Origin of the sequence: Desulfosporosinus sp. HMP52 (genome assembly GCF_000765145.1) — a bacterium.
Taxonomy (GTDB): domain Bacteria; phylum Bacillota; class Desulfitobacteriia; order Desulfitobacteriales; family Desulfitobacteriaceae; genus Desulfosporosinus.
This window is the reverse complement of sequence record NZ_JMGA01000025.1, coordinates 20056-34224: the sequence shown is the minus strand read 5'-3', so window position 1 is coordinate 34224 and position 14169 is coordinate 20056. Positions and strand designations below refer to the sequence as shown.

The window sequence follows — 14169 nt, the reverse complement described above, 5'->3', positions numbered from 1 at the left end:
GGGATGCAGGAGCCACGGGAGTGACAGGGGCAACCGGGGATGCGGGAGCCACCGGAGCGACAGGCTCGGCTTTGTCCGCGGAAGGATTCGGGGCTTTTCTGCCGGCAGTCAGTACAGCTGCGAGCACTCAGTTGGCAGGTTGGACGGTAACTTCGCCTTATTATGATAGCGCTACCTTTGATGAAATTACCGGTAACTACACTGTCCCGGCGACGGGAACCTACGCCGTTGAAGCGACAGTTAATTATTCCACGACCGCAGCGATTACTCTATCCCTTGGCGCAGGGGTCACACCCGCATTTGTTGTACGCAGAACATCACCCATCGTAACAGATTTAATAAGCGGGCTTTTCCCGGTCTTAAACGTTAACGTTGCGCTGGTATTAACTTTGCGAACTATCCTTGGCGATGGTACCGTAACCTTGAGTGGTTCTGTAGAATTAACCGCAGGCGATGTTGTAGGTTTGTTCTACGAAGCAAACGGCTTAACAGTGCCCCTTGATCTAGGCGGTGCGGGTGCACCGGGCATCATCTGGTCAATGTTCAGATTATCCTAAGTGCACAAGTATTGTTATACTATCAGGACGAAAGTCAAAACTATAGAAGGTTAAGAAATATGAGAAGGACATTGACTAATGATCAGTGTCCTTCTTCCTTGTATATCTACGACAATCAGACTACTAACGACTCTTTTGGGTAATAACTAGATTCTGTGAAGAAATTGAAAATTAACTGAGAGGGAGGGATATAACCTGCTTTTGTATTTCTTGTTCTTAATTAACCTTCTTCAGGTTTTTTTAATTGGAAGGACAATTATCCTAGAAAATCGTTCTCCCGGTAACACAATGACTTGGATCTTTATACTCGCTCTATTTCCGGGATTAGGGTTTATTCTTTATATCGTATTTGGTAAGAAAACTCGAGGGGAGATATTTTGTAATAAGCATATCCCAGATACCCCGTTAAAGCCATGGGGCAGAGATTATCAATCTTACCCTAATAGTGAAGAATTAAAACCCAGCCTAAATACCGGTGCTGAATTAAGATTGGTCAATCTACATATTAACTCAGGCTTTGCTCCCATAACCCAGCTTAATCAAGTAAAAATACTACTGAACGGTGAGGAGAAATTTCAAGAGTTGTTTAATGCCATAGAGAAGGCCGTTCATCACATACACCTCAGTTATTATATTTTTAATGACGATGAAATTGGTGAAGATGTCTTAAAGATTCTAGCACGTAAAGTAACTGAGGGGGTGGAGGTGCGAGTCATTCTTGACGGACTGGGCAGTATTTCAATTTCCGGAAGCTTCATGAAAAGCATGAGGAAAGCAGGTATTCAGGCCAATTGGTTTTTCCCCTTGCGATTTCCTTATCTAACGGCAAAATTGAATTTGCGCTATCATCGGAAAATTGTCGTAGTCGACGGCAGTATCGGCTTTCTAGGGGGGTTAAATATTGGAGACGAATATTTATCTCGGGACTCTCAATTAGGTTTTTGGCGAGACACTCATTTAAAAATTGAAGGAGAAGCAGTACAGGCTCTGCAAGGAATTTTTCTCAATGATTGGTATTTCGTCACACGCCAGGAGATTAACGGAGAACAATACTATCCTGAATTAAGGGTTTCCCAAAATATACCCATTCAAATCCTGGCGAGTGGACCTGATTCAAAATGGAAATCAATTTTGCATAGCTTCTTCAGCTCGATTACTCTAGCTCAACACAGAGTCTACATAGAAACTCCATACTTTATTCCAGATCAAAGTTTAATTATGGCCCTTAAAACAGCGGCTCTCAGTGGGATAGATGTGCATCTCATTGTCCAAGGAAATCCAGAAAGTAAATTGACGTTCTTGGCAATGAATTCATATTTCGAGGAATTACTTCAGTGCGGTATAAAAATCTTTCAATATATGAAAGGTACGCTTCACGCGAAGATTTTAATTGTTGATAATCATCTTGCTTTAGTAGGTTCTGCGAATATGGATATGCGTAGTTTTCTCTTAGATTTTGAGGTTTGTGCCTATATTTATGACCAGTCAACGACAGAACAGTTAATCGATCATTTTGAGATGGATTTAGAGGAATGCCAGGAAATTAAACTTAAGGAAATACAGAGTCGTTCCTTTACAGAGCGATTAAAAGAGTCCTGCGCACGGGTTTTTTCGCCCTTATTATAAACAGACCTGGGGGATGGTTTCTTTTTGCCTGATTTTTATCATAGACAGAAAGGACCGTCCCCCTGTCTAGTTTAAAGTGAGCTTCCTTGTTTAGATAAAAATGTTTAGTGTTAGGGCGTCAGAAAATCCCTAAGTGATGCGTCTTAGTAGAAGAAATCTACTTTAGGTAGCAATATATGTGTTAAGATAGATGAAGCTAAAATGAACATAGAGAATTAAATATAAAGAGAGAAGGCAGGAGGCTGACGAGGTGGAGGCCAATTCGACCTTTGATGAGACCTATGAACTATTGTTTCCGGTAGTCTACCGATATGTTTCGATTCGGATACCAAAAGCAGATGTAGAAGATGTGACCGCTGAAATTATCGTGAAAGTGTGGCGCGGTTTACCTACCATGGAAAAGAAGACAGCGCTTAAGTCTTGGGCCTTAACAATTGCTGCCCATCAGATTGCAGATTACTATAGAAGTAATAAACGTACTCCCATGATGCCTTTGGAAGAAACACCGTTACCCCCACATGAACAATTAGATCAAAGTGAATCGTGGGCTACGCTATTAAGTGTTAAGGAGACCTTAGCTAAACTCTCTCCACAACAGGTCAGTGTTATTCAACTCCGGTTAATTGAAGGGTTTAGTGCAGGAGAAGTGGCGGAGATCTTAGGAACGACTCAGCAAGCAGTAGACAGCCTTTTATACCGGGCTAAGAAAGGGTTCCGAAAAATCTACCAGGGGAACCTGGACAGAGGAGGCAGAGTCCGATGAAAAGGTTTTTTGACAAAAAGATGGATCTCACCGCTCTCTGGGAAGAGGATGGTGATTTACAGCGCATGAAAACATTTTTCCAATCAATTGAGGTTGACTCTGCTGCTAATGAAAAAATCAAACTCAGTGTAAAGCAAAAGGCTCTAGAAAAAATGTCTGGATTAGGGGATTCAAGAGAGTCCCTAATAAATGCTATTGATCAGGAAAAGGTTATTAGCCAAAAAGCAACGCAAAAAGTAACCCTTTCTCAGAAAATACGTACAAGTTTGCTTTCTATGAGCAATTTTGGTCATTGGAAACTTGGTATTTCGGTGGCTGCCTTAGCGCTATTTGTGATTATTGGGCAGGAGGCTATGAACGGCTCAGGGAACATCCTTCCTCGTATGGGGAGCAGTATGGAGGAGAAATCCACTCAATCAGCGGGTAGCTCTCCCCAGGATGAAAATTTTAATCTGGCTCTACAAGATTCAATGAATATGAACCAGGAGATCAGGGCCAAAGGGAAAATGCCTAGCAATAGCGCGGAGGAAGATACAGCACCTCAGGCAGAGATGCAGTTCAGTATGGATAGCACCTCAGCAGCCCAAAACAAAGAAATTCTTCCTGTTCCGCCGGATCAAACGGATGCTCCACCGGCTGATCCTGAGTTAGCACGGAAGATTACTCATAATTTAGATTTAACTTTGGAAGTCGCAGCCATTAAGGACTCTGTTAATCAGATTAGCCAGGAGGTACAACAACTAGGAGGGTATGTGGTCACATCTCAACAAAGTGAATCGGATCATTACTCCACCGCCAATTTAACCGTTAAGATCCCTTCCGATAAACTTAGCGGCATGCAAGATTCCTTCTCTGCTTGGGGGAAGGTACTTGATCAACGCTTACAGGCTAATGATATTACAAATGAATACTACGATTCCCAAGCCCGCTTGACAATTCTTGAGGCTGAAGAGAACCGGTATCTCGAAATTTTGGCTCAGGCGGTGACTGTTGACGATGTGCTTAAAGTGGAAGGTGCCCTAAGTAACGTTCGCCAACAAATTGAACAATTAAAGGGTCAGCTAAAACTTTGGAACCATCAAGTCGATTACTCCACGGTGACTATTCAAATTGTGACTCGTCAAAGCCCAAATCTTGATGTCACAAACCCATGGCAGCCCATATCTTGGACTGAAACCTGGAGAGCTGCCGGGGACGCGGTGCTGAAAACTTTGAGCAGTACCTGGAATGGACTAAATTATTTGGTTGTAGGAATAGGCTATGCCTCACCGTATCTTTTAGTAGGAGCTCTGGGTTGGAGTATTTATCGACTTTGGAGAAAAAGGACCAGTTAAGGGACTATGATGAGAGAAACGCACCCCGATCGGGATAAGGAGCACCCACATAGGTAGTGGGTCTCAGGAATTGATAAAAAGGGTTAGGGCTAGACAGCATTTTACGATGCTTTTGTCTAGCCCTTTTTACATGTCGGCTAAAATGCCTCCTTATCTAAGTACCATACATACTCCACAAGGGCTCCACAAAGGCAAGGCTTCGTTTCAGCCTCTCAACTTTACGCCGACTGTATATCTCTGTATAATTAGTAAATATAAATTCACCATTTAAGTAGGGGGCATTTATTTGAAACTTTCAAAACGAGCAAAGTCTATTGGCGGAATTATAGGAATAGCTATCGGTGCTATCCTGGCTGCCTATGGAATTCAGGGCTTTATTGTCTATTCCGGTTTGAGTGGCGGCGGAGTCGGCGGTATTGCTTTACTCCTCTACTACACCTTAAATCTTCCGATTGGAGTTATGACCTTTCTATTTAATGTGCCTTTACTGGTCTTAGGTTGGAAAGAAATCGATAAGGGGTTCGTTTTTAAGACTATTTGGGGTATCGCTGTTTTTTCAGTCTTCTTAGATTTATTTAATGGGGTTCGCCCCCTGGATTTCAGTGATATTTTCTTAGGGGCGCTCTACGGAGGGCTCATTTCCGGAATTTCATCAGCGATTGTTTTCCACTTTGGTGGTAGTTTAGGTGGTACGGATATAATTTCTAAAATCATTCAACAGAGGTATGGTGTTCCCATGGGAACCTCTGCTCTGGCGATCAATGGAGTCATTATCTTAATATCTTGGGCTGTTCTTGGCTCAAAAGCCGCTCTTTACACCTTGGTAATGCTATTTGTTTTTGGGCGAGTACTGGATTTAATCCAAAGTGGAGTTCCGGCAAAATCAATTACTATTATTTCCGATCATTCTGAAGCATTAGTTGAACGAATTATGGGTGATCTAGGTCGGGGTGCCACATTTTTACATGGCAGAGGAGCCTACTCTTGTGAACCCAAAGATGTTATCATCTGTGTAGTGAGTCTCCCGGAGATCGGGCGCTTAAAACGAGCTGTGCGGGAGGTAGACCCCCAAGCATTTATGATTATTCAAAATGCCGGAGAGGTCTTTGGCAGCGGGTTTTCCAATGAGTAAGTAATCCTACTTGAGATCTGAATCGAGGGTTCTAAGTTCACTCAAGGTGACGAAACGATACCCGGCTGCCTTTAAGGCGTTAAGGATAGGTTCCAGGGATTTTACGGTTTGAGTACGTTGATACCCTCCATCATGCATGAGGATTATTGCACCGGGAAAGACGTTTTTCATAACATTATCGATAATTTGTTTCACGCCCGGATTTCTCCAGTCTTTGCTGTCGACACTCCATAAGGCTACAACATGACCATTTCTTTTAGTGGCTTCCATTTGAGTTTTCGACACCAGTCCACCTGGGGGACGGTAAAAATACGTGTGAGTTCCCGTTGCTGTAAAGACGGCCTGATCCGTTTGTTTTATTTCTTCTACTAGCTTGCGTTGTTGATAATCATGGGTAAAACCATGATTTCCTATTTCATGACCTTCCTTGACTAAACGCTTAAGTATAGCAGGATTTGATTCTGCCGCCTTTCCTAAAACAAAAAAGGTGGCCCTTACGTCCTTTTCCTTTAAGATATTAAGAATATCCGGTGTATCGACGGGATCAGGCCCATCATCAAAGGTTAGAGCTACGACTTTTTCCTGAGTTTTGGCCATATAGTAAGTTCCGGGAGTTCGTACCAGAGAGGGAATAGTTAGTGTCAGTAAATTAATTGTCAATAAGCCTCCTAAAGTAATTAGGAACGTAAGTAATAGAATAAGTTTTCGGCGAGATAAAAAATAGATACGCAAATGTCCTTCACCCCCAAGTTGCTTCTTTTATACCTATGGATAAATAACAAATTACATTCCTCTAAAAACAACTCCGAAAAATTAAAGACCTTCGCCCCACAGGAGTGAACCCATTGCATGGAGAGGTTCTACGGTTTATATTACAACCTCAAGTAACCGGAAACTCCGGATAAATTATCAAGTTCCTCGCGGAAGAGGGGTTCTAAAAATACTTAATGAAGGTAGGGATAGATTTTGGGTTTCCGTTTTGTATTTGGACGAGCAGGCAGCGGCAAGAGCACATTATGCTTAGAAGAAATCCGTAATGAGCTTCGCAGCGAACCCGGAGGAGCCCCTCTTATCCTTCTTGTTCCGGAGCAGGCTACTTATCAGATGGAGGTCGCTTTAGCAGATACTCCTGATCTCGGAGGCAGCTTGCGTGCCCAAGTCTTAAGTTTTCGCCGTTTAGGCTGGAGAATCTTTTCTGAGACCGGTGGAGGGCAAAAGGTGCTGATCGGTCCGATAGGGAAACGAATGCTTCTGCGCAAAATTCTTTTAAAGCATCGCCTAAATCTCAAAGCATTTGCCCGATCCGCTACTCGTCCCGGTATGGCTGAACTCCTCGCTCAAGCCATTGGAGAGTTTAAGATCTATTGCGTCGGCCCCAATGATTTACTTAAGGTCAAAACAACAAGTAGACTATTAGAAGACAAGCTTAGTGATTTAGCCCTGATTTACGAAGAATTTCAGGCAGCCTTAGGCCTAGGAATTCGTGACCCGGATGATGAGCTGTCTGTTTTGTCTGAAAAGATTCCCTCTGCGCCCCTTATTCAGGGGGCAAAAGTATGGGTTGATGGATTTACAGGATTCACTCCGCAAGAATTAGAGGTTTTAAAGAGGCTGGTGTCAACCGCTCAGGAAGTTGTCATAACCTCTACTTTAGATCCGATCTTCCTTACGGAGGAACGCCTGACAGGTGCCGGGATTTTCCAAGCGGGAGATGAGATGTTTGCCGGGCCTTGGAAAACCTATCAAGATTTACAGCGTATTGCCTTGGAAACAGGTGTACAGATACATCCATCAACCCTGCTAGTAGGTTCTATGCGCTACAAGCATCAATGGCTCTGGCATCTGGAAAAGTATTATTCTACTTACCCTACCGTTGCTTTCGATATTCTTCAGGAAGACAATAATTCTCCCACAGCAGGTAGCCTGAGCAATGGAATTCAGGTCTTCTCGGCTGTCAACCGCAGAGCTGAAGTGGAAGGTGCAGCGAGAGAACTAAGGCGCTTGGCTAGAGATGAGGGTCATTGCTGGAACGAAATGGCCGTCACAAGTCGTGACCTTACGGGTTATGCCGAACTGATTGCTCAAGTGTTTACAGCTTATGAAATACCTCACTTTCTAGATTATAAACGCCCTGTCCTTCACCATCCCTTAATCGAACTCCTGCAATCGATTTTAGAAGCAATCAAGAGCAATTGGGGTTATGAGCCCTTATTTCGCTGTTTAAAGACCGACTTTTTTCCCCTGCAAAGGGACGCCGTTGATCGCCTGGAAAATTATGTTCTGGAATATGGCATTCATGGTGATGGTTGGACGAGAAATCAGCCTTGGATATATCATAGACAATGGACTTTAGGACAAAAGGAAGAACAACGAGCTTCAGAGCTTAAGTTTCAGACTGAACTTAATTCCTCTCGCCAAACTGTGTTAGATATTATTGGGCCCTTGGCTGAATTAAACCAATTGGCAGCTATGAATGTACGAATTGTCACAGAAGCCTTGTATTATTTTCTTGAAGGCTTAGATGTCCCCGGCACCTTAAGGTTGTGGTCGCAAAAAGCTCAAGAGGAAGGGGATCTTGCTGAGGCTAGGCTGCATGAGCAAATCTGGGAATCGGTTGTCCAGGTCCTCGATGAAATCGTTGTTGGTTTAGGGGAAGAGAACTTAGAACTTGAGGACTATGCCCTAATTCTTTCTTCCGGTATTGAAGGAATCGAGTTGGGTCTAATTCCTCCCGGACTCGACCAAGTGTTAGTCGGATCCCTAGATCGCTCACGCAATCCTGAAGTTAGAGTACTCTTTATCTTAGGAGCTAATGAAGGAATACTTCCGGCACGCCCAGTTTCTGATGGAGTGCTTGACGCTGAAGAAAGAGAACAATTAGAAAAAGCCGGAGTTGCCCTTGCTCCGAAAGGAAAGGCTCAGACCTTTGAAGAACAATTCTTTATCTATACCGCACTTACTCGCGCCGTCGAAAGGCTAATAGTTTGTTATCCTTTGACGGATGAAGAGGGGAAAGGACTGACGGTTTCTCCGGTTGTTACCCGGCTGACTCATCTTTTTCCGATGCTTAGCGGATATTTTTTAGGAAACCAAGAGGATATCCACCAGATTAGCCAACCGGACTCCACTTTACAAAACTACGCCGAACAGCTTCGTCTCTTACGCCAAGGGGAACCTCTTTCTCCTTTATGGGAGGCTGCTGAAAAGTGGCTAAGACAAGATCCCCTCCGGAAGAGTAAAGTTGATAGACTTCAAGAAAGTCTTACCAACCAGAATCAAGAGGATAAACTGCAACGTCCCCTTGCCCGACGCTTATATGGTAAACGCTTAATGGCTAGTGTCTCCCGTTTGGAACAATTCGCCAAATGCCCTTTTGGACATTATGCTCGTTATGGTCTGAAACTCCGCGAAAGGTCGACTTATCAATTGTCCAGTCCAAATATGGGAGAATTCTTTCACACTCTTTTGCATGATTTTGCTCAGCAGCTCAAGGCCAAGGGTTTGGATTGGGGAAAATTGACCAAGGAAGAATCTTGGACATTGATTAATGAACTGGCGGATCAGATTGCCCCAAATCTGCAGCATGAAATCCTGCTCAGCAATGCCCGTTATCGTTATTTGACTCATAAGCTAAAACGAACGGTTCATCACGCAGTACGAGTACTGGGAGAGCATGCCCGAAAAGGGGTGTTCATCCCCATCCAACTTGAGGTTGGGTTTGGGCCACAGGAGAAACTGCCCGGAGTAGAGATCCCGTTAACCGGCAGTGATTCGCTGTTGCTCTGCGGGCAAATCGACCGAGTCGATGCTGCCTTTTTAGACGGACAAGTCTATTTGCGAATCCTGGATTATAAATCTCGTGAATTGTCCTTATCCCTAGACTCGATTTACTATGGCTTAAATCTTCAATTGTTGACTTATCTACACGTTGCCTTGCAGGGAGCAGAAGTCTTGTTGAATACTCCTACAGTGATGACGGATTCTGAAGAAGCAGATTCGGAAAACACCTTTAGTGAGATTGCTGTCGGCAGGGATACCTCCTTTCCGGAGAAGATTCCGGCGGGCTTTCTATATTTTCCTGTACTGGAACCCCAGCTCGAAGAGAAGCTCCCCCTCAGTTCAGAAGAATTAGATCAACGTCGTGTCAAAGCCGTTAAGGTAAGTGGCTATTTATTAGCCAATCCAAAGGTTTTAGAAGCCATGGATTCAACATTTTCAACTGGGCAATCTGAATTATTGGGACTAAAGTTAAAAAAAGACGGCACCTTTAAGAAAGGCACAAATGTCCTTACAGAGGATCAATTCTCTTTGTTGAGTAATTATCTTCAGCAATGGTTTCGGCAGACGGGTGAAGAAATATTAGACGGTGATATTTCCCTTTCTCCTTATCGGCGAGGAAAGAGTACCGGCTGTCAGTACTGTAGTTATAAGCCCGTGTGCCACTTTGATCCCTACCTGCCGGAAAATCAATATCGGGACTTGTCGGCTATGAAGCCTGAAGAAATCTGGGAACGGCTGGAAGGGTTAAAGGCCGATAATCCCGATAACCTTCGGCAAGAGCAAGAGTTGGAAATAACGGATTCTAAGGATGTAGTCTTCAACTGGCTTGGCGAAGAGACAACGGAGTCTGGCAAGAAGGATCAAAAGCAAAAAGCTCCTAAGAAGAAAGGCGGTCATCTAGGTGAGTAAACCAAAATGGACACAAGAACAAACAGCCGCCATCAGGTTGCAAGGGGAACTCTTAGTAGCTGCTGCTGCAGGTTCAGGGAAAACTGCTGTACTTGTTGAACGTCTAATCCATAGAATTTTGAATACTGAAGACCCAGTCGATGTTGATCGGTTTTTGGTCGTTACATTTACTAAAGCAGCGGCTAATGAAATGAGGGAACGTATCGGCAAAGCCTTAGATGATGCTTTATTTCAGGAACCAGACCCCAGGGAAATAGAGCGGATTCTCAAACAACGTAACCTGCTTCATCAAGCCAGTATTACTACCTTGCATTCTTTCTGCCTGGAATTAATCCGAAAGTACTTTTACCAACTTGAATTGGATCCTGCTTTTCGAGTTGCCGATCAAGCAGAGGCAGACTTACTTCGTCAGGATGTTATTGAGGATCTTTTTGAAGCTAGGTATGCAGCACAGGACGCTGACTTTCTTAAACTGGTTGAAGCCTTTGGCACGGATCGTGATGATCAACCCTTAATGGAGTATGTACTCAGTCTTTATTCCTTTGCCTATAGTCAGCCCCAGCCTAAGGCCTGGTTAAGTGATTTGTCCAGGGCATACAACTGGGAAAGTATCGAAAGCTTGATGCAAAGCCAATGGGGTAAAGCTATTCGCCAAGGACTCTCTGATCTTGTCAGTGAAAGTTTGAATTTGTTCGAAAGGGCTGAACAGCTCTGCCAATCTCCCGGGGGCCCGCTGCCTTATGCTTTAGCTTTGCAGGATGATCTTAACCGCGCAGGCTTGCTTGACCGTGCCTTAAAAAAAGGGGAGTGGGCTCAGGTAGAAGCGGAGTATTACTCTGCGATCAATTTCCCCAAACTGCCGGCAATACGTTCTAAATCCAAGAAGACCTCCGCCGATACTCCTGAACAACAAATAGTTGATGAATCTACGCACAAGGAATTGCAGGAAGAGTGTAAAAAACTAAGGGATGATGCTAAAAAGAAACTAAATTCAATAAAAGATGCAGTATTCGCTTATCCCCTTGAGAATCAGCTTCCTGCCTTGAGAGAGATGGCTGGGATGGCTGGGACGCTGGGAAAATTGGTCATTGATTTTTCACTGGCCTATTCGGCGGCTAAAGGACAGCGTAACATTGTGGACTTTTCGGATCTTGAGCATTTTGCGCTGAATTTGCTGGAAGAAGAGGGAGACGCATCTTTGATCGCTCAAGGTTTAAAGGAGTTCTTTGCTGAAGTTTTAGTAGATGAATATCAAGATATCAATCCGGTTCAGGAACGGATTTTACATCAGGTAGCCAGACAAGGAGAGTCGCCAAATTTATTTATGGTGGGAGATGTGAAGCAAAGCATTTATCGCTTTCGCATGGCTGACCCTAATCTTTTCATTGCCAAATATAATACCCTTCCTCATTGGCAGACTGACCAGATAACAGACCAGACAAATGAGGCAAGGACAATGGTCATTGATCTAAATCGTAACTTTCGCAGTCGGGTTGAAGTTGTAAAGGGAGTTAATTATCTTTTTCGCCAGATCATGACCTTGAGTGCCGGAGAAATAGTCTATGATGATCAGGCAGCTTTACAATATGGTGCATCCTTTGTTGCGGGGCAGAATCAAATTTGTACAGCAGAAGGGCCGATTGAAGTTCATTTAATTGACACAAAAAGCATAAAAAACGAGTTGTGTACATACTTTGATGAGGGAACAAAAGATGTCGTTGCCTTAAGCGAAGATCTCCAACAGGCTGAAGGCGCAGAAACCAGCAACTCTGCAGAAAATGAGAGGGACTCAGAAGAAACTATATCGGCAGAGGACATGGATAAAGCCCGACTGGAAGCCCGCTTTGTCGCAATGAGAATTCAAGGTATTGTTCAAGGAGCAGAATTTCAGATTTATGATAAGCAGATTGGGGATTTTCGTCCTGTTCGATATTCGGATATTGTGGTCTTGATGCGATCCTACTCTGCAGTTGCTCCAATTTATATCGAAGAATTTCAAAGCAGGAGCATACCGGTCTACGCGGAAACAACCAGCGGCTATTTTGGCGCTAGTGAAGTAGAGACCATTTTATCCCTGCTTAAAATCATTGATAATCCTCATTTGGATATTCCTTTGGCAGCAGTACTTCGCTCTCCCTTAGTCGGCCTCAATGGAAGTGAGTTGGGCAAAATCCGAATGATCCTTCCCGAAGGGGATTTCTTTGAAGCCTTAACCATGGCAGTATGGGCAGGGTATAACACTGAAAACCTCATGTCAGAGCAAGAGAATGATTTCAGAGATATATTGGGCCTATATGAGGATTCACTGCCGGAAAAGCTTTTGAAGGCACGTCAAATCATAGAAAGCGCTCCCCAGTTAAAGGTTAAAATCTTGGCTTTTTGGCATAATCTCCAGGGCTGGCGCACAAAATCCAGACGAACGTCCCTTGCTGATTTGCTGTGGTCACTCTATGAAGAAACTGGGTACTTAGCCTATGTGGGCACCTTGCCGGCAGGCGTACAGCGTCAGGCCAACTTGCGTGTCCTATATGACCGAGCACGTCGTTATGAAGCAACACGTTATCGGGGATTATTTCGTTTTCTCCGTTTTTTAGAGCGCTTTCAGGGACAAGGTAAAGACTTGGGAAGTGCAAGAGCCTTAGGGGAAAATGAAGATGTAGTTCGCTTAATTACAGTCCATGCCAGTAAAGGATTAGAATTCCCTGTGGTATTTGTCGTTGGTCTGGGAAGGAGCTTTAACACCCAAAGCCTTAAAGGGAAGATGCTTTTACATTCTAAGTTAGGTGTAGGGATGCCGATCATTGATGTGGAAAACAATGTGCGCTACCCGTCTTTGATTCAATATGCTGTAAAACAACGCTTAGCTCAAGAATCTTTGGCCGAAGAGCTGCGTATTCTTTATGTAGCCCTTACCAGGGCCAAGGAGCGTCTGTTTCTTTATGGCTGCCTGGATAACTGTGATACAACTCTTAAGAAATGGTTTCGCAGCTTTGACTGGCAGGATATATCTTTACCGACGGGTCAACTAAGAAGCGCTAAGTGCTTTCTGGATTGGATTGGTCCAGCCTTAGTACGTCATCCTGCTCAACTCTTCGGTGAAACAAGTCCTCAAACTACTTGTACTTTGCCGGAGTCAAGTTCACAATGGAAAATTCTTCTCCATAATAGTGTCGAAGAAACCCGTGAGGACCGCCGAGAATCCATTCCAACAGAAGGATTAGAGGAAAGCAGTTGCAAAGAGGCATCTGAAGTTGAGGCTGTAGAGGAGTGGTATAATGAAGTTAGCCGGCGCTTAAGCTGGCAGTATCCTCATGCAAAATCAGTTCGACAAGTGGCTAAAACAAGCGTCAGTGAATTAAAACGGCAGCAGACCTGGCACGTGGATAACCAGGCATCTGCCATGCCAACTCTTAAGAAACAATCAAACACCGTACTGAGGCCGAAATTCATGCAAGCAGCCCAACAATTAACCGCTGCAGAACGAGGAACTGCAATGCATACAGTGATGCAGCATCTCCCCTTTAAAGAATTAGCTGAAGTCTGGGCAACAATGTCTTATCAGGATCAAGTTAATGAGATCAACGGATTTGTGCATAAACTTGAACAAGCTGAAATTCTAAATTACGAACAGCGTGTGATCATTCAGCCTGAACAGATTGTTCGTTTTTTAGGCACTCCTTTAGGGCAGAGATTTTTCAAGGCCAATCAGATTCTCAGGGAATTACCTTTTACTCTAACCTTCCCATCAGAGAGCATGACAAAAGTTCTGGTCCAGGGCGTCATTGATGTGGTTCTGATTTACAAGGACGAACATGATAATAATGCAGCAGAAATTCTCGACTATAAGACGGACTCCCTTCCTGAAGATGAAGACAGTGATCCTGAGCAAATTCTTAGAGAACGCTATACTCTTCAACTGTCACTCTATGCCCAGGCAATCGAACGCTTAATTAAAATCGATGTTCAACGCTGCACCCTATATTCATTTGCTCTTGGGCGGGAGGTAGCTATTAAGGAACTTCGGAAGAGTGATTTAGATGAGAGGTTGCCTTTCTGACAATATTTAAT

At 43.9% G+C, this 14169-nt stretch carries 7 protein-coding genes and 1 pseudogene; 7 read left to right on the top strand and 1 reads right to left on the bottom strand.

Annotated features, from left to right (window positions below):
- From DP73_RS11590 to DP73_RS11570, 5 genes and pseudogenes are all read left to right on the top strand, one after another.
- A pseudogene (locus DP73_RS11590) lies at window positions 1–557 on the top strand (collagen-like protein); the annotation flags it as partial.
- Window positions 558–758: 201 nt separating this feature from the next.
- Entirely contained in the window at window positions 759–2183 is a 1425-nt protein-coding gene (gene cls, locus DP73_RS11585; protein ID WP_242865744.1) for a cardiolipin synthase, read from the top strand.
- 250 nt (window positions 2184–2433) lie between these two features.
- Window positions 2434–2946, top strand: a complete 513-nt coding sequence (locus DP73_RS11580) for an RNA polymerase sigma factor (protein ID WP_034599642.1) — start codon at window positions 2434–2436, stop codon at window positions 2944–2946.
- Entirely contained in the window at window positions 2943–4280 is a 1338-nt protein-coding gene (locus DP73_RS11575; RefSeq protein ID WP_052090617.1) for a DUF4349 domain-containing protein, read from the top strand. The genes DP73_RS11580 and DP73_RS11575 overlap by 4 nt, the downstream gene beginning before the upstream one ends.
- Before the next feature lie 286 nt (window positions 4281–4566).
- Complete coding sequence (locus DP73_RS11570; protein ID WP_034599640.1) at window positions 4567–5412, top strand: YitT family protein; 846 nt, start codon at window positions 4567–4569, stop codon at window positions 5410–5412.
- A gap of 6 nt (window positions 5413–5418) precedes the next feature.
- On the opposite strand, the gene DP73_RS11565 is transcribed toward DP73_RS11570, so the two are convergent.
- The gene (locus DP73_RS11565; RefSeq protein WP_034599639.1) at window positions 5419–6144 is read right to left on the bottom strand and encodes a polysaccharide deacetylase family protein; all 726 of its coding nucleotides are present in this window, start codon (window positions 6142–6144) and stop codon (window positions 5419–5421) included.
- A gap of 234 nt (window positions 6145–6378) precedes the next feature.
- Here DP73_RS11565 and addB point away from each other — a divergent pair, with 234 nt between their 5' ends.
- Together addB and DP73_RS11555 are read left to right on the top strand one after the other, a co-directional pair.
- A complete protein-coding gene (addB, locus tag DP73_RS11560) occupies window positions 6379–10101 on the top strand; it encodes a helicase-exonuclease AddAB subunit AddB (protein WP_034599636.1) in 3723 nt (1240 codons plus the stop codon).
- Window positions 10094–14158, top strand: a complete 4065-nt coding sequence (locus DP73_RS11555; RefSeq protein ID WP_034599635.1) for a UvrD-helicase domain-containing protein — start codon at window positions 10094–10096, stop codon at window positions 14156–14158. Before addB ends, DP73_RS11555 begins: the two co-directional genes overlap by 8 nt.
- Window positions 14159–14169 lie beyond the last annotated feature (11 nt).

Coding starts and splice junctions, on each gene's coding strand:
- DP73_RS11575 (WP_052090617.1), top strand. CDS start 2,943: ATGAAAAGGTTTTTTGACAAAAAGATGGATCTCACCGCTCTCTGGGAA.